Source organism: Sphingomonas sp. ABOLG (genome assembly GCF_003950435.1).
GTDB lineage: Bacteria > Pseudomonadota > Alphaproteobacteria > Sphingomonadales > Sphingomonadaceae > Sphingomonas > Sphingomonas panaciterrae.
Genome location: NZ_QQWW01000009.1, coordinates 42873 through 58916 on the forward strand (window position 1 = coordinate 42873; position 16044 = coordinate 58916).

The following is a 16044-nucleotide window of genomic DNA, read 5'->3' on the forward strand; positions in this document are numbered from 1 at the left end:
CACGCGTGTCAGCGGGGCCGCTTTCCAGAGCGTCGATGGGTATGCGCGGTCCCTGCTGCCTGAGAGATTCCGGGGTGGTTGCTCCTTCGGCGGCGGATCATGCCTGAAAGGCCATCCGCGCTCTCCCGCGCGCCCACGCCGGTTGCCCGGCATCGACAATTGCGCCTGTGGCGGCGCGCGCGGTGCGAGTCAATCGCCCATCAGTGCTGGCGCGGCCTGCGCGCCGGCAGGGCTTAGCGCTGGGCGTTGTAGCGCAGCTGGTCCTGGGTGAGCTGGAAGCCGACCAGCGCCTCGAAGCTGGCAGCGAGCACGGCCTGACGCACCTCCGGAGTCGCCAGCGGGTCGATCGCGGCATCCTGATCGCCGGCCTTGCGCTTCCGCGTCAGTTGCTCACGCACCGAATCGGGCAAGGTCGCGGCGGCGCGGTTCACGTTTGCGCTCGCCTGGCCTGACGTGCTCGCCAGTGCCTGACCCGGCTCGAAATGGACCGAGACCGCGCCCACGCGCTTCGCCACGACCTGAGTCCCGCCGCGCACGATGGAGATGAAATAGGGCAGCGTCACGTCGCGCGGGCCGTCCGTGCGCGTGCGGCGGGCGCGCACGTCGAAGGTCACGTTGCTGACCACCTCCGCCCCGGTATCGTCGCACGTGCCGCGCACGTTGGTGAGCACCGCCGTCACGTCAATCGCGCTGGCATCGCGGCTGGTCGCCGGATCGAACAGCGTGATGTCCCCCGTGCCGACCGGCACGCCCACGACCGGACAGGCCGAGCGAACCGCCGTGATCCCGACGCCGCCGTCGAGCGAGATGTCGCCGCTCTTGGCACAGCCGCCCGCAAGCAGGAGCAGGGCGAGCGGGGCAACGCCGGCGAACCGAACGGCGGGGCGGCGAGCGTGGGTGCGAAAGGACACGTGCGGAGAAACCTCATGCAATCGGGTACGAAGTGCCCGCGCGCTCATAACCGCCTTCCGTGCGGGCAGGCAATCGCGTAAGCGGCAGGGATGACCGACAAGCCATCGCTCGAACTGCTGATCGCCGCCCCGCGCGGCTTCTGCGCCGGCGTGGATCGCGCGATCCGCATCGTCGAACTGGCGATCGAGAAACATGGCGCCCCCGTCTATGTCCGCCACGAGATCGTCCACAACAAGTTCGTCGTCGACACGCTGAAGGCGAAGGGCGCGGTGTTCGTCGAGGAACTGGACGAGGTGCCCGACGACGCGCCGGTGGTCTTTTCCGCGCATGGCGTGCCCAAGTCGGTGCCGGCCAATGCGGAGGCGCGCGGGCTGGAATATCTCGACGCCACCTGCCCGCTGGTATCCAAGGTGCACCGCCAGGCCGAACGGCTGGTCGCCGCCGGGCGCCACATCCTGTTCATCGGCCATGCCGGCCACCCCGAAGTGATCGGGACGTTCGGCCAGGTGCCCGAGGGCGCGATGACGCTGATCGAGGATGCGGCGGATGCCCAGGCGCTGCAGCCGGCCGATCCCGAGAACCTCGCCTTCCTGACGCAGACGACGCTGTCGGTGGACGATACGGCGGAGGTGGTGCGGATCCTGCAAACCCGTTTCCCGACCATGCAGGCGCCGCGCGGCGAGGACATTTGCTATGCCACGTCGAACCGCCAGGCGGCGGTAAAGGCGATCGCCAGCCAGTGCGATGCCATGCTGGTGATCGGCGCGCCCAATTCGTCCAACTCGCTGCGGCTGGTCGAGGTGGCCGAGCGCGAGGGCATCCGCGCGATGCTGGTGCAGCGCGCCGCGGACCTCGACTGGTCGTTCCTCGAAGGCGTCGGCACCCTGGGGCTGACCGCAGGCGCATCCGCCCCCGAGCTGCTGGTGCGCGAGTTGGTCGACCTGCTGTCGACCCGCTATGCCGTGACCGAGCGGGAAGAGGAAACCACCCGCGAGACGATCGCCTTCAAGCTGCCGCGGTCGCTGGAACAGGCAGCGTAGCATTATCGGACGGACGGCCGTAGCCACGGCCGGGAAGGACGCCCTGTCGATCCGCCGGGGCGAAAAGCGGGGTGTGTGTGGCGGTCTATACTCACGTGTCGGCGGAGGCGCTTGCGACGTTCCTCCTCCAGTACGATGTCGGGGAACTGGTGTCGGCCAAGGGCATCGCCGAGGGTGTCGAGAACTCGAACTACCTTGTCGATACCACGAAGGGCCGTTTCATCCTGACGCTGTACGAGAAGCGGGTGGCGGCGGACGACCTGCCATTCTTCATGGCGTTGCTCGATCATCTGGATGGCAAGGGCCTGCCCGTGCCGCCGGCGATCAAGGATCGCGAGGGCCGCGAGATCCAGGAACTGGCCGGGCGGCCGGCGTGCCTGATCAAGTTCCTGTCGGGCGTGTCGCTGTCGCACCCCACGCCGGCGCAGGCGCTTGCCGCGGGCGATGCGATGGGCGCGATGCACGGCGCGGTTGCGGATTTCGCGCTGTCGCGGCCCAATTCGATGGGCATGGAGAGCTGGCGCCCGCTGTTCGAGCGATGCGGCCGCAGCCTCGATGATATCGCGCCGGGACTGTACGACGATCTCGCCTTCGCGCTGGACCACGTCGAGGCGCGCTGGTTCGCGGGCGAGCTGGACCAGAGCGCGATCCACGCGGACCTGTTCCCGGACAATGTGCTGATGCTGGGCGACAAGGTCACCGGGCTGATCGACTTCTATTTCGCGTGCACCGACATCCGCGTCTATGACCTGGCGGTGATGCACACGGCCTGGTCGTTCGACGCGCAGGGCCGCGGGTTCGACGCGCGGGTCGGCGATGCGCTGATCGCCGGTTATGAGCGGCATTTTCCGCTGTCGTCGGTGGAGCGCGCGCAGTTCACGACGCTCGCCAGCGGTTCGTGCATCCGCTTCGCTTTGTCCCGCGCCTGGGACTGGCTCAACACCCCGCCCGACGCCCTGGTCGTGCGCAAGGACCCCCTCGCCTATGTCCGTCGCTTGCAACATTACGACCCCTCGCTGGTGACGCGCGTCGCATGAGTGAGATCACCAAGGTCGAGGCGTTCACCGACGGTGCGTGCAAGGGCAATCCCGGTCCGGGCGGCTGGGGCGCGGTGCTGCGCATGGGCCAGCATGAAAAGGAATTGTCTGGCGGCGAGGCGCTGACGACCAACAACCGCATGGAGCTGACCGCGGCGATCGAGGCGCTGAACGCCTTCACCCGGCCGTGCCATGTCACCGTCTATACCGACAGCCGCTACGTCATGGATGGGCTGACGAAGTGGATCCACGGGTGGAAGCGGAACGGCTGGAAGACGGCGGACAAGAAGCCGGTGAAGAATGCGGAATTGTGGCAGGCGCTGCTGGAGGCGGCGGGACGCCACAAGGTCGAGTGGCAATGGGTGAAGGGCCACGCCGGGCACCCGGAGAATGAACGCGCGGACCGGCTGGCCAGCGATGCGGCGGTCGAGGCCGGCAAGCGCGGCTGATCGGCGCGCGGGCCGGGGCTAGTCCTTGCGGAAGCGCGCGGGGGCGTAGCGGTCCACATCGATGCCGAGCGTCGGGCGCGCTCCCAGCAGGAGCGATGCGCCGATCGATGCCGCGGCGGGGGCGGTCTGGATGCCGAACCCGCCCTGCCCGCCGAACCAGAAGAAGCCGGGCATGACGGGATCGAAGCCATAGACCGGGAGACGGTCCGGCGCGAAGCTGCGCAGGCCCGCCCATTTGCGCTCCACCTGGACGACGCGCCAGTCGACCGCCTGTTCAAACCGGTCGATCGCGATGGCGACGTCGAGCTCCTCCGGCTGCGCGTCGCCCGGCGCCGCCGGCGTCTCGTCATGCGGGCTGAGCCACAGGCGGCCACCAGCCTCCGGCTTGAAATAGAAATCACCGCCAACATGGACGATGTGGGGGATGCCGGCGGGCGGCGCAGGCTGGGTCGCCAGTTGCACCATGGTGCGGCGATAAGGCTGGATGCCGAGCGGCGCGGCGCCTGCCGTTGCAGCGACCGCATCGGCCCAGGCGCCGGCGGCGTTCACCAGCAGCGCCGCCTGATACCGGCCGCCGGGGGTTTCCAGCTGCCACCCCCGGGCCGTCCACGTCGCACCGGTGAGCGGCGCGCGTAGCACCAGGCTTGCTCCGGCCCGCCGGGCGCGAGCGAGCATGGCGGCATGCAGCGCCGCCACGTCGATATAGGCGCAGCTCGGCTCCATGATGCCGATCGTCCAGCCGTCCCGCAGACCCGCGACGTGATCGCGCGGGTCGACCGGCGTCAGCGCCACCCCGCTGTTGGCAAATTCGGTCAGGAACGCATCGGCCGCGGGCGCATCGGTTGCGCGCCCGATGTGCAGCGAGCCGAGCGGCTCAAGGAAGCCTCCGCTGCGCAGCGCGTCGCCAGACGCCGTCGTCAGCGGCTGGATGCCGGCGCCGCCATAGGTTTCGGACCAGAAGGCGGCGGAGCGGCCGGTTGCGTGGTAGCCGGGCACCTCCTCCGCCTCGAGCAGCAGCACGCGCGCGCGGTCGCCGATCTCGGCCGCGAGCGAGGCGCCGGCCATGCCGGCACCGACGATCGCGATGTCGTACGTCATCCGCGCTGCCCGTCGAGGAAGGCATCAATCGCTGCCAGCGCGCGGTTACGCACGGGATCGGCCTCGCGAAGGATTTCGTGCGCCGATTCGGCGCCGAAGCGCTGCACCGTCACGTTGGGCAATCTGTCGGCCACACGCAGCGCGGCGCGCGGGTCAACCAGCCGGTCCTGCTCGGCGACCAGCATCAGGATCGGCAGGGTCAGCGTCTTCAGCCGCGGATCATTCTGCTGCGCCAGGGTGGAGGCAAAGGCGCGGGCCAGCCAGCGCCAGCTTGGCGGGCCGAGCTGAAGCTCCGGCACCTGCTGGTACCACCATTGCTCATCGGCATAGCGATCCGCGTCGGCGGTGAGCAATTGCTGTCGGCCGAAGCGGCTGCCGGGCCGTTCATTGGCCTTCCATGCCGCGCGCGCGGGGTTGCCGATCCTGCACATCGCGCGCGCCACCCAGGCCGCGACATGTGCCGGGAACGGCGAGCGAAGGCCGAGCATCGGGGCGATCAACACCGCCGCCGCCGGATCGATCACCCGGTCGAGGAGGGCGCCGAGCACCAGGTGGCCGCCCATCGAATGGCCCATGACGATGCGCGGGCCGGGCGCGTCCCAACTGCGCCAGAAGGCGGCGAGATCGTCCACCAGCGGCGCGAAATCCTCGACATGCCCGACATGGGGGTTGGGTGACAGGCGCCCCGACCCGCCCTGCCCGCGCCAGTCCAGCGCGGTGACCGACCAGCCGGCACGATGCCAGTGATCGAACGATTCCAGATATTTCTCGAACACGTCGCCGCGACCGGTCTGGAACAGGATGGCGCCGCGCCCGCTGCCGGGCCAGTCGAAGCGCCGCAGCGGCCAGCCGTCGGGCGCGCGCCAGTAAGACACCGTCGCGTCGTCCGGTATCGCCCGGCGGATCGGGGGATGCGTGTTCATGATGAAGCGGCTTGGTTACGGTTTCGCAAGCCATTCCGTCTAGTGGCCCTTTTCCATGGGGTGGGAATTTCTTTCCTTGGCGCTGCCGCTGGGACTCGCGCTGTTGCTGGTTTCGGCCGGCATCGAAGACGCGCGTGTGCGCGAGATCGCCAATTGGAAGAACGCGGCGATCGCCTTGCTCGCGCCGCTGTGGTGGGTGTCGATCGGCATGGCGCCGTGGCCCGACATGGCGATCCAGGTCGGCGTTGCGCTGATCGTGCTCGCCGCCTTCTGCGTCGCCTTTCACTTCGGGTGGATGGGCGGCGGCGACGTGAAGATGATCGCTGCGCTGGCGCTCTGGGTGCCAGTACCGGCGCTGATCCAGATCCTGCTGGTCATGTCGATCGTCGGCGGCCTCATCACAGTCGTGATGCTGCTCGACCACAGAATTCGCAAGACCGCGGGCAATCCCGAAGTCCCTTATGGCGTGGCGATCGCAATAGCCGGACTGATGATCCTGCGCGAACCGCTTCTTAACCACTTTATCTTATGATGCCACAGCATGGACAGAACTGGCCAGCGCTGATGCGAAAGGCACGATGATCAATGGATAGTCGCAAGCTTATATTGCTGGTGGGGGCACTCATCGTTGCGGCGGTGACGGCTTTCATGGCGCGCACGCTGATCATGGGCTCGAGCGCGCCGCAGGCCTCCGCCGTTCCCGGCGATCCGGCGATGGTGCCGCAGGGCCCCAAGGTGCTGGTCGCCACCCGCGCGCTGCCGGTGGGCACGATCATCGATCCGGGCGCGGTCAAGTTCCAGCCGTGGCCGGCCGAACTGGTCGAGGGCGCCTATTTCCAGGAAGGCGCCGAGTTCGACATGAAGGCGGTGATCGGCACCGTGGTGCGCAACCCGATCACGGCAGGCCAGCCGGTGACCCAGGGCGCGCTGGTGAAGCCGGGAGATCGCGGCTTCCTGGCGGCGGCGCTCGGGCCTGGCATGCGCGCCGTCACCGTGCCGGTATCGACGCAATCCTCCGTCGCTGGCTTCGTCTTTCCGGGCGACCGGATCGACCTCTTGCTGACGCAGGAGGTCGAGGGTGGTGGCGACGGTCCGCCGCTGAAGGCGGCCGAGACGATCATGCGCAACCTGCGCGTGCTGGCCACCGACCAGCGCACGAGCCAGGAAAAGGACGAGGCCGGCAATACCGTCGTGCAGACCTTCTCCACCGTGACGATCGAGGCGACGCCCAAGATCGCGGAGGAAATCGCCGTGGCGCAGACGCTCGGCTCGCTGTCGCTGTCGCTGCGATCGATCGCCGACAATGCCGCCGAGCTGGAACAGGCAATCGCCTCGGGCGACGTGAAGGTGCCGGATGGTTCCGACGCCAAGGCCGAGCGCGCGATGATGCTGCAACTCGCCAGCGCGCCGCAGACGGGCAATCCCACCTATGCGGTCGGCGCCGACGTGTCGCGCTTCCAGCGCCGCACGGTGCCGGGCCGGACCGAACAGCCGGCGGCGATAGTAAGCACCGCAGGGCCGATAGCGGGGTCACCGCCCGCCACCTATCCGGGAGCGCCAGCGCGCGTGTCGGGCCCGGTGGTCCGCATCGCCCGCGGCAACAATGTGACCGAAGTGCCGGTCGGGGGGAAGAACTGAGATGCGTTTCCGCTCATCAGCCATGAAATGGCCGGCCGCCGCCGCGCTCGGCGTGGTCGCCATCGGGGGAACGCCTGCCGCGGCCCCGGCGCAGAATGCCGCCGCACGGGGGCCGTCCTCCGTCCTGCAGATCGCCACCAATCGCGGCCAGCTGATCACCCTGTCGCGACCAATGAGCGACCTGTTCGTCGCCAATCCGGAGATCGCCGACGTCCAGGTCCGCTCGCCCACGCAGCTCTATGTGTTCGCCAAGAAGCCGGGTGAGACGACGATCTCGGCCACGGCGAAGGGCGGCGCGGTGGTGTATGCAACCACGGTTCGCGTCGGCAACAATTTCGACTCGCTCAGCCAGATGCTGTCGCTCGCCATGCCGGAGGCGGCCGTGACCGCCACGACGATGAACGGCATCATCCTGCTGACCGGCACCGTCGCCAATCCCGAGGATGGCGCCGAGGCAGAACGCCTGGTCCAGGCATTCGTCGGCGAGGAGGTGCGGGTCGTCAGCCGCCTGCGCACCGCGACGCCGCTGCAGGTCAACCTGCAGGTGCGCTTCGCCGAAGTGAGCCGCAGCTTCGTCAAGAACATCGGCAGCAACCTGTCGACGATCGATGGCTCCGGCGGGTTCAAGTTCGGCATCGGCAGCGGCCGTCCGCCGGCAAGCTACGTGACGACCGATCCCAACCTGCCACTCGGCGTCGGCCAGAGTGTTCAGGGCTATACGATCGACCCGATCACCCGCCAGATTGTGCAGCGCCCCGGGACGACGATCACGCCGGGCCGGGAGCGCACCACCATCGGCTATCTGACTAGGCTTCTTGGTCTCGACTTGGTCGGCGCGCTCGATCTGGGCGAACGGATCGGCCAGGTGACGAGCCTCGCCAACCCCAATCTGACCGCGCTTTCCGGTGAGACGGGCACCTTCCTTGCCGGTGGTGAGATCCCGATCCCGATCGCGCAGGGACTGGGCGGCGTCGGCGTCGAATATAAGCAATATGGCGTCAGCCTGGCGTACACGCCGACGGTGCTGTCGGACGGCCGCATCTCTCTGCGGGTTCGGCCGGAGGTTTCGCAGCTCGATTATTCCAACGCCGTGACCGTGGGTGGCGCCCAGGTGCCCGGCCTGACGACGCGGCGTACCGAAACGACGGTCGAACTCGGGTCCGGCCAGAGCTTCATGATCGCGGGGCTGCTGCAGAACAACCACAACAATTCGATCGAAAAGACCCCGGGCGTCGGTGACATTCCGATCCTTGGCGCGCTGTTCCGTTCCAACGGTTTCCAGCGCAACGAGACCGAGCTGGTGATCGTCATCACGCCGTATCTGGTGCAGCCGGTCAACGGCAACGACATCAAGCTGCCGACCGACGGGTACAAATCCCCCACCGATGTGGAGCGCGTGCTGCTGGGGCAATTGTCGGCCGGTACGACGGGCGGCGAGCGGCCCAAGCCGTCGCTGGAGGCCGGCCCGCCGGTCGCACCCGCAATCGGCGCGGTGACGCCGATCACGCCCGCAGCACCGCCGATGCTGCCCGGCGCCGGACCCGAGCCCAAGGCGGTCGCCGGCGACAAGGGCAAGAAGGACCGCAAGAGCAAGGGCGCCGCCCCGGCCCCCGGCTTCTCGTTCAATTGATGATCATGGTCAGGAACAGCATCATGCTCTCGCGCACTATTCTCCCCTGCCTTGCCCCCGCGCTGCTGCTCAGCGCGTGCGGCGGCACGGCCAACCGCGGCCTGGAATCGGTCCACCAGCCGGTCGTCTCGCGCGCCGACTATGCCTTTGACGTCGGGGCGGGCCCGGAGGGGCTGGCGCCCGGCGAGGCGCAGCGGCTTGGCGCCTGGATGGGCTCGCTCAAGGTCGGCTACGGCGACCGGATATCGGTCGACGACCCGGCGAGCGACCCGGCGACCCGCGCGGATGTGGCCGCGGCCGCAGCCCGATTTGGCCTGCTCATCGCGGACGAGGCGCCGGTCACCGCTGCGCCGATCGCGGCCGGGACGGCGCGCGTCGTCGTCAGCCGCGCGCGCGCCTCTGTGCCGGGCTGTCCGGACCACAGCCGGATGTACCAGCCCGATTTCGAGGGGCACACCGGGTCCAACCACGGCTGCGCGGTCAATTCCAATCTGGCCGCGATGGTCGCGAACCCGACTGATCTGGTGCGCGGAGAAACCACGCGCGGCCTGTCCGATCCGGCGGTCGCGACCAAGGCGATCGACCGCTTCCGCAAGGCCGAGCCGACCGGCGGCGGTGGCACCGCGGTTCGCAGCGAAAGCACGGGAGGCCAAGCGAAATGAACGCGCCATGGAAGCCGGCGGGCGCCGCCGCTCGCGAGGATTTCGTCGCCTATGTCTGCGACGAGGGGACGGCCAACACGCTGCGGCCGATCGTCAGCGAACTCGGCTGGTCGGCGGAAAAGGTGCACAAGGGCGGCCTGCGCAATGCGGTGCAATCCCTGTCGGTCACCGCCTCGCCGCACATCCTGTTCGTCGACCTGGCGGAATCGGGCGATCCGCTGAACGACATCAATTCGCTTGCCGAGGTCTGCGAGCCGGGGACGATCGTGATCGCGGCGGGGCAGGTCAATGACGTCCGCCTGTACCGCGATCTCGTCGCGAGCGGCATCCAGGATTATCTGCTGAAGCCGCTGAGCGGCGACGTGCTGCGCGAGGCGTTTTCGCAGGCGCAGGCGCTGCTGAACGCGCCCAAGGTAATCGACGCGGCGGCGGAGCACCCGCATTGCTCGGTCGCGGTCATTGGCACGCGTGGCGGGGCCGGCGCGTCGACCATCGCGACCTCGCTGGCCTGGTTGATGAGCCAGAAGGAGCGCCGCTCCACCGCGCTGCTCGATCTCGACGTGCATTTCGGCACCGGTGCCCTCGCGCTCGATCTGGAACCCGGCCGCGGGCTGACCGACGCCATCGAGAATCCAAGCCGCATCGACGGGCTGTTCATCGAACGCGCGATGGTGCGCGCGTCGGACAAGCTGGCCGTGCTGTCGGCCGAGGCGCCGATCAATTCCCCGATCATGACCGATGGCGGCGCATTCCATCAATTGCAGGATGAGATGCGTGCCGCGTTCGAATGCACGGTCGTCGACCTGCCGCGATCGATGCTGGTGAACTACCCGCATCTGGTGAAGGATGCGCAGACGATCGTCCTGGTGACCGAGCTGACGCTGGCTGCCGCGCGCGACAGCATTCGCCTGCTATCGTGGCTGAAATCCAATGCGCCGGACGCCCAGGTGCTGGTGCTGGCCAACAAGGTGCATCCCGGCCAGCAGCTGGAGATCAGCCGCAAGGATTTCGAAACCTCGATCGAGCGCAAGATCGACTTCGTGGTGCCGTTCGACCAGAAGCTGGCCGCGCAGGCCGCGAAGCTGGGCAAGCCGCTGTACGAGGTGGGCAAGGCCTCCAAGACGGTCGCGCCGATCGTCGATCTGGTGACGCGCCTGTGCTTCATTTCCGACGATAGTGCGCCGGCCAAGGCCAAGGCGCCACGTCGCGCGGGGACGTCGCTGATGGGCAAGTTTGCCGACCTCAAGGGTCTGGTGCCCAAGCGAGCCGCCAAGAAATGATCCTGCGCGGGCACCCTGAAGAGGGGCCTGCCCTGCTGTTGCCAGGAGAACGGACCAAGACATGCCCCTGTTACCGGTGATCCTTCTCGCGATCGGCGCGCTCACCACATTGGGCCTGTTGTTCTTCGCCTTGAGCGGACCGTCGACGCAGCGCGCCGGCGACCGGCGGCTGTCCGCGGTCCGCGACCGCCACTCGCCCAACGCGAACACCGCGGTCGAAGTGCAGATGCGGCGGATCACCGGGCGGACCGCGACCAGGACCGACCAGGCAGCGATGCGCTTCCTGCCCCGGCCCGAGGAGTTGCAGAAGCGCCTGGCGATGACCGGCAAGCCATGGACCGTCGGCCAATATGGCGCGACGACGCTGGGCATCTTCGTGGGCACGCTGCTGCTCCTGCTGCTGCTGGGCTTTCCGCTGCTGCTGGCGCTCTTTCTGGGCCTCGGCATGGGCGCTGGCATCCCGCACTTCGCGGTCGGCTATGTCATCAATAAGCGTGTGAAGGCGTTCAACGCCAAGTTCCCGGATGCGATCGAGCTTCTGGTGCGCGGCCTGCGTTCAGGGTTGCCGATCACCGAGACGATGGCGGTCGTGGGTAGCGAGGTGGAGGGCCCCGTCGGGGAAGAGTTCCGCGCTGTCGCCGACAAGATGAAGATCGGCCGTTCGATGGACGTCGCGCTGCAGGAAACGGCAGACCGGCTGGGCACCAAGGAATTCCAGTTCTTCGTCATCACCATCGCGATCCAGCGCGAGACCGGCGGCAACCTCGCCGAAACGCTGCAGAACCTGGCGACCGTGCTGCGCCAGCGCGCGCAGATGAAGCTGAAGATCAAGGCCATGTCGTCGGAATCGAAGGCGTCGGCGATGATCATCGGCGCCCTTCCGTTCATCGTGTTCATCCTGATCTGGTTCGTGAACAGCGCGTACATGCAGAACTTCTTCGTCGACCAGCGACTGATCGTCGCCGGTGTCGGGGGGATGATCTGGATGTCGATCGGCGCCTTCATCATGGCCAAGATGGTCAGCTTCGAGATCTGATATGGAACCCACGCAGACCCCAACGCTCCTCGGTGTCGACGTCCTGTGGGTCGCGACCATCCTGGCGGCGATCGCAGCCGGTGCCGTCCTCGTCGCAATCTATGCCGCGCTCAGCGTCCGCGATCCGATGGCGAGGCGCGTCAAGGCGCTGAACGACCGGCGCGAGCAGTTGAAGGCCGGCATCACCGCCTCGACCAGCAAGCGCCGGGCGAAGCTGGTCCAGAAAAGCGAGAGCGCCGACAAGATCCGCGACATCCTGGAATCGCTGAAGGTCCTGCAGGACAGCCAGGTCAAGGAAGCGCAGACCAAGCTGCTGCAGGCGGGCATCCGCAAGAAGGAATGGGCAGTCGGCGTCATCTTTGGCCGCCTTGTCCTGCCGATCGTCCTGGGCGGCTTCATGGTCTTCGTCGTCTATGGCACCGACACGTTCGGCGACTGGAGCCCGCTGAAGCGCTACGGCCTTGTCGCCTGCACCTTCATCCTCAGCTACAAGGCGCCTGACCTTTACCTGAAGAACAAGATCACCAAGCGGTCGGACGCGATCCGCAAGGGCTTGCCCGACGCGCTCGACCTGCTGGTGATCTGCGCCGAAGCGGGCCTGACGGTGGACGCGGCCTTTCACCGCGTGGCGAAGGAACTGGGCAAGGCCTATCCGGAGCTCGGCGACGAATTTGCCCTGACCGCGATCGAGCTCGGCTTCCTCACCGACCGGCGTGCGGCGTTCGAGAACTTCGCCCATCGCGTGGCGCTGGACGAGGTGAAGGGCATCGTCACCACAATGGTCCAGACCGAGAAGTACGGCACGCCGCTGGCCAGCGCGCTGCGCGTCCTCTCCGCCGAATTCCGCAACGAGCGCATGATGCGCGCGGAGGAAAAGGCGGCGCGGCTGCCGGCGATCATGACGGTGCCGTTGATCCTCTTCATCCTGCCGGTGCTGTTCATCGTCATCCTGGGGCCGGCCGCCTGCTCGATCAGCGACTCCTTCGTCAACGGCAACATATAACAGGCGGGAACGCACGATCCGCGGCATCGTTGAACCTGCGTAACAGGAGGTTCGTCATGCTCTTCAGCACCCCCACGCAGTGGCTGGCGCTTGCCGTCGCGTTGATCGCTGGCTGGCTGTTCGGTCTCGCCAGTCATCCCGGCGGGCGCAAGTGGAAGCAGCGTTATGCCGATGAGCGCGACGTCCACAGCCGCAACCGCAAGGATTTCGACAGCCGCCTGGCGGAGCGGGACGCGCGGATCAAGGAACTGGAGCGCGAGAATGCGCGCCTGGCGGCGGCAACGCCGGGCGCACCGGTTGCGCCCAGCGCACCCGTGGTCACCGAGACGCACGTCCGCGAGCCTGTCGCGCCGAACCGCACGGTGGCGCAATCGGCGGCGCGCCCCGCCGGCACGACGCGGGCGCGCTGGTTCGACTGGAACAATCGCGCCACGACGAGCAGCTGAGCGCGGCGTGATCTGCCGCTGCTGAGCTGGACGTAAAAGAGGCCTCGCCGCGAGGATTTGCGGCAAGGCCTCTTTTTATGTGGACAGCGGAGCGCATCGGACCGGTTCATCCGGCCCGATCGCTCCGTTGGCACCTTACGCCTTGCGGCCGCTCTTCAGCGCCGCCTGCGCCGCGGCGAGGCGGGCGATCGGCACGCGATAGGGCGAGGCCGACACGTAATCGAGCCCGACGCTTTCGCAGAAGGCGATCGATGCCGGATCACCACCATGCTCACCGCAAATGCCGAGCTTCAGGTTCGGCTTGGTCGCGCGGCCACGCTCCGCTGCCAGGCTGATCATTTCGCCGACACCCTCGACGTCGATGCTGACGAACGGGTCCTTCGGGTAGATGCCCTGTTCGACGTAGGAGCCGAGGAAGCGGCCGGCGTCGTCGCGGCTGACGCCGAGCGTGGTCTGCGTCAGATCGTTGGTACCGAAGGAGAAGAACTCGCCCGCCTCGGCGATCTCACCCGCACGCAGCGCAGCGCGCGGCAGCTCGATCATCGTGCCGACCAGATATTCGACGGTCTTGCCGCGCTCCTCGAACACCGCCTTTGCCGTGCGATCGACGACGGCCTTCATCAGCTCCAGCTCGCGCTTGGTGGCGACCAGCGGGATCATGATCTCCGGGATCGGCGCCTCGCCCGACTTGTCCGCGACGTCGAGCGCCGCCTCGAAGATCGCGCGGGCCTGCATCTCGTAGATTTCGGGATAGGTGACGCCGAGGCGGCAGCCGCGGTGGCCGAGCATCGGGTTGAATTCGTGCAGCTCTGCTGCGCGACGCTTGAGCACGTCGACGTCAACCCCGGCCGCCTTGGCGACCTCGCTGAACTCCGCCTCTTCGTGCGGCAGGAATTCGTGCAGCGGGGGATCGAGCAGGCGCACCGTGACGGGGAGCCCGGCCATGACCTCGAAGATCTCGGCAAAGTCGCTGCGCTGTTCGGGCAGGAGCTTTTCGAGCGCGGCACGGCGGCCGGCCTCGTCCTCGGCGAGGATCATCTGGCGCACCGCGGTGACGCGATCCGCCTCGAAGAACATATGCTCGGTGCGGCACAGGCCGACGCCCTCGGCGCCGAAATCGCGCGCGGTGCGGCAGTCGAGCGGCGTTTCGGCGTTGGCGCGCACCTTCAGGCGGCGGACCGCGTCGGCCCATTCCATCATCGTGCCGAAATCGCCCGCCAGTTCCGGCTGGATGGTGGCGACTTCACCCGCCATCACTTCGCCCGTCGCGCCGTCGATGGTGAGAAGGTCGCCCTCCTTCACCTCACGGCCGCCGACGCGCGCGATCTTCGCCTTGGCGTCGATCGAGAGCGCGCCAGCGCCGGAGACGCAGGGGCGGCCCATGCCGCGCGCCACCACGGCGGCGTGGCTGGTCATGCCGCCGCGCGCGGTGAGGATGCCCTTTGCCGCGTGCATGCCGTGAATGTCCTCCGGGGAGGTTTCGGTGCGCACGAGGATCACGGCCTTGCCGTCGGCGGCCCACTTTTCGGCCGCGTCGGCGGTGAACACCGCCGCACCGCTCGCCGCGCCCGGCGAGGCCGGCAGCCCCTTGGTCAGCACGTCGCGTGCCGCCTCAGGATCAAGCGTCGGGTGTAGCAGCTGATCGAGCGCCTGCGGATCGACGCGCGCGATCGCTTCCTCGCGGGTGATGAGGCCTTCGGCGGCCATGTCGACCGCGATCTTCAGCGCCGCCTTCGCGGTGCGCTTGCCCGAGCGGGTCTGGAGCATCCAGAGCTTGCCCTGCTGCACCGTGAATTCGATGTCCTGCATGTCGCGGTAATGCCGCTCCAGCTGGTCGAACACGGCGGCAAGCTCGGTATAGGCGGCGGGAAGCGCCTCCTCCATGCTGAGCGGCTTGGCGCCGGCCTCTTCACGCGCGGCCTTGGTCAGATATTGCGGGGTGCGGATGCCGGCGACGACGTCCTCGCCCTGCGCATTGATCAGGAATTCGCCGTAATAGGCATTGTGGCCGGTCGAGGGGTCACGCGTGAAGGCGACGCCGGTCGCCGACGTATCGCCCATGTTGCCGAACACCATCGCCTGCACGTTGACCGCGGTGCCCCAGCTGCCGGGAATGTCGTTGAGACGGCGATAGACCTTGGCGCGGTCCGACTGCCAGGAGCCGAACACGGCACCGATCGCGCCCCACAGCTGGTCATGCACGTCCTGCGGGAACGGCTTGCCCTGCTGCTGCTCGACCAGGCCCTTGAACTCGGCGACGAGCGCCTTGAGGTCGGCCGCCGACAGTTCGGTATCGAGGGTGAAGCCCTTGTCTTCCTTGGCGATTTCCAGCGCCTCTTCGAACGCGCCGTGATCGAGGCCGAGCACCACGTCCGAATACATCTGGATGAAGCGGCGATAGCTGTCCCAGGCGAAACGCTCATCGCCGCTGGCGCTGGCGAGCCCCTCGACGGTCTGGTCGTTGAGGCCGAGGTTGAGGACGGTGTCCATCATTCCCGGCATCGAGACGCGGGCGCCGGAGCGGACCGAGACGAGCAGCGGGTCGGTGGCGTCGCCGAACGTCTTGCCGGTGATCGCCTCGATATGGGCGATGCCCTGGGCCACTTCGGCGCGCACGCTGTCAGGGAAGGTTTCGCCTTCCTCATAATAGCGGGTGCACATGGCGGTGCTGATGGTGAAGCCAGGAGGGACCGGGAGGCCGATGGAGGCCATTTCGGCGAGGTTCGCGCCCTTGCCGCCCAAGAGGTTCTTGTCCCCGCTACCACCGTCGGAAACGCCGCCACCGAAGCGGTAGACGTACCGTTCATCCGCCTGGGTCTTGACCGCGGTCGCCATGGGTTATCGCCTCCTGAAACTCGTTATGTGCGTCGCAACACACGCCCGGACGCCG

At 67.8% G+C, this 16044-nt stretch carries 15 protein-coding genes and 1 riboswitch; of the genes, 11 read left to right on the plus strand and 4 right to left on the minus strand.

Annotated features, from left to right (window positions below; all coding sequences use genetic code 11):
• Nucleotides 1-36: 36 nt before the first annotated feature.
• Nucleotides 37-138, minus strand: a riboswitch (glycine riboswitch).
• Nucleotides 139-233: 95 nt separating this feature from the next.
• Nucleotides 234-842 (minus strand): hypothetical protein, encoded by a 609-nt coding sequence (locus CA236_RS11735; protein ID WP_046411818.1) that lies wholly within the window; start codon nt 840-842, stop codon nt 234-236.
• Nucleotides 843-1001: 159 nt separating this feature from the next.
• Between CA236_RS11735 and ispH the strand changes: the two genes are divergently transcribed.
• From ispH to rnhA, 3 genes are all read left to right on the plus strand, one after another.
• Entirely contained in the window at nt 1002-1952 is a 951-nt protein-coding gene (gene ispH, locus CA236_RS11740; RefSeq protein WP_046410911.1) for a 4-hydroxy-3-methylbut-2-enyl diphosphate reductase, read from the plus strand.
• 77 nt (nt 1953-2029) lie between these two features.
• Nucleotides 2030-2989: a homoserine kinase gene (gene thrB, locus CA236_RS11745; RefSeq protein ID WP_125945750.1), complete on the plus strand. Its 960-nt coding sequence runs from the start codon at nt 2030-2032 to the stop codon at nt 2987-2989.
• Nucleotides 2986-3438 carry a ribonuclease HI gene (rnhA, locus tag CA236_RS11750; protein ID WP_046410915.1) on the plus strand — a complete coding sequence of 151 codons (453 nt, stop codon included), beginning with the start codon at nt 2986-2988 and terminating at the stop codon, nt 3436-3438. The genes thrB and rnhA overlap by 4 nt, the downstream gene beginning before the upstream one ends.
• 18 nt (nt 3439-3456) lie before the next feature.
• Here the strand turns inward: rnhA and CA236_RS11755 are convergent, their stop codons facing one another.
• Together CA236_RS11755 and CA236_RS11760 are read right to left on the minus strand one after the other, a co-directional pair.
• Nucleotides 3457-4536 carry an FAD-binding oxidoreductase gene (locus tag CA236_RS11755; RefSeq protein ID WP_125945751.1) on the minus strand — a complete coding sequence of 360 codons (1080 nt, stop codon included), beginning with the start codon at nt 4534-4536 and terminating at the stop codon, nt 3457-3459.
• A complete protein-coding gene (locus tag CA236_RS11760; protein ID WP_125945752.1) occupies nt 4533-5459 on the minus strand; it encodes an alpha/beta hydrolase in 927 nt (308 codons plus the stop codon). Before CA236_RS11760 ends, CA236_RS11755 begins: the two co-directional genes overlap by 4 nt.
• 55 nt (nt 5460-5514) lie before the next feature.
• On the opposite strand from CA236_RS11760, the gene CA236_RS11765 reads away from it, so the two are divergent.
• The 8 genes from CA236_RS11765 to CA236_RS11800 all read left to right on the plus strand — a co-directional run bounded on the left by CA236_RS11765 (nt 5515) and on the right by CA236_RS11800 (nt 13154).
• Nucleotides 5515-5991, plus strand: coding sequence for a prepilin peptidase (locus CA236_RS11765; protein ID WP_125945753.1), 477 nt, complete (start codon nt 5515-5517; stop codon nt 5989-5991).
• A gap of 53 nt (nt 5992-6044) precedes the next feature.
• A complete protein-coding gene (gene cpaB, locus CA236_RS11770) occupies nt 6045-7097 on the plus strand; it encodes a Flp pilus assembly protein CpaB (protein WP_125945754.1) in 1053 nt (350 codons plus the stop codon).
• A gap of 1 nt (nt 7098) precedes the next feature.
• On the plus strand, nt 7099-8727 hold the full coding sequence (locus tag CA236_RS11775) for a type II and III secretion system protein family protein (protein WP_125945755.1): 1629 nt from the start codon (nt 7099-7101) through the stop codon (nt 8725-8727).
• Between the two features lie 23 nt (nt 8728-8750).
• Entirely contained in the window at nt 8751-9389 is a 639-nt protein-coding gene (locus tag CA236_RS11780; RefSeq protein WP_241212627.1) for a CpaD family pilus assembly lipoprotein, read from the plus strand.
• On the plus strand, nt 9386-10669 hold the full coding sequence (locus CA236_RS11785; RefSeq protein WP_125945756.1) for a pilus assembly protein CpaE: 1284 nt from the start codon (nt 9386-9388) through the stop codon (nt 10667-10669). Before CA236_RS11780 ends, CA236_RS11785 begins: the two co-directional genes overlap by 4 nt.
• 61 nt (nt 10670-10730) lie before the next feature.
• Nucleotides 10731-11705 (plus strand): type II secretion system F family protein, encoded by a 975-nt coding sequence (locus CA236_RS11790; RefSeq protein WP_046410928.1) that lies wholly within the window; start codon nt 10731-10733, stop codon nt 11703-11705.
• Between the two features lies 1 nt (nt 11706).
• Complete coding sequence (locus CA236_RS11795) at nt 11707-12708, plus strand: type II secretion system F family protein (protein WP_125945757.1); 1002 nt, start codon at nt 11707-11709, stop codon at nt 12706-12708.
• 56 nt (nt 12709-12764) lie between these two features.
• Complete coding sequence (locus CA236_RS11800) at nt 12765-13154, plus strand: hypothetical protein (protein ID WP_046410931.1); 390 nt, start codon at nt 12765-12767, stop codon at nt 13152-13154.
• A 135-nt stretch (nt 13155-13289) separates the two neighbouring features.
• Here the strand turns inward: CA236_RS11800 and ppdK are convergent, their stop codons facing one another.
• Nucleotides 13290-15989: a pyruvate, phosphate dikinase gene (gene ppdK, locus CA236_RS11805; RefSeq protein ID WP_125945758.1), complete on the minus strand. Its 2700-nt coding sequence runs from the start codon at nt 15987-15989 to the stop codon at nt 13290-13292.
• Nucleotides 15990-16044 lie beyond the last annotated feature (55 nt).

Excerpts from the sequence above, each read along its gene's own strand:
- ispH (WP_046410911.1), top strand. The coding sequence starts at position 1,002 with ATGACCGACAAGCCATCGCTCGAACTGCTGATCGCCGCCCCGCGCGGC.
- rnhA (WP_046410915.1), top strand. The coding sequence starts at position 2,986 with ATGAGTGAGATCACCAAGGTCGAGGCGTTCACCGACGGTGCGTGCAAG.
- CA236_RS11755 (WP_125945751.1), bottom strand. The coding sequence starts at position 4,536 with ATGACGTACGACATCGCGATCGTCGGTGCCGGCATGGCCGGCGCCTCG.
- CA236_RS11760 (WP_125945752.1), bottom strand. The coding sequence starts at position 5,459 with ATGAACACGCATCCCCCGATCCGCCGGGCGATACCGGACGACGCGACG.
- CA236_RS11765 (WP_125945753.1), top strand. The coding sequence starts at position 5,515 with ATGGGGTGGGAATTTCTTTCCTTGGCGCTGCCGCTGGGACTCGCGCTG.
- cpaB (WP_125945754.1), top strand. The coding sequence starts at position 6,045 with ATGGATAGTCGCAAGCTTATATTGCTGGTGGGGGCACTCATCGTTGCG.
- CA236_RS11775 (WP_125945755.1), top strand. The coding sequence starts at position 7,099 with ATGCGTTTCCGCTCATCAGCCATGAAATGGCCGGCCGCCGCCGCGCTC.
- CA236_RS11780 (WP_241212627.1), top strand. The coding sequence starts at position 8,751 with ATGCTCTCGCGCACTATTCTCCCCTGCCTTGCCCCCGCGCTGCTGCTC.
- CA236_RS11785 (WP_125945756.1), top strand. The coding sequence starts at position 9,386 with ATGAACGCGCCATGGAAGCCGGCGGGCGCCGCCGCTCGCGAGGATTTC.
- CA236_RS11790 (WP_046410928.1), top strand. The coding sequence starts at position 10,731 with ATGCCCCTGTTACCGGTGATCCTTCTCGCGATCGGCGCGCTCACCACA.
- CA236_RS11795 (WP_125945757.1), top strand. The coding sequence starts at position 11,707 with ATGGAACCCACGCAGACCCCAACGCTCCTCGGTGTCGACGTCCTGTGG.
- CA236_RS11800 (WP_046410931.1), top strand. The coding sequence starts at position 12,765 with ATGCTCTTCAGCACCCCCACGCAGTGGCTGGCGCTTGCCGTCGCGTTG.
- ppdK (WP_125945758.1), bottom strand. The coding sequence starts at position 15,989 with ATGGCGACCGCGGTCAAGACCCAGGCGGATGAACGGTACGTCTACCGC.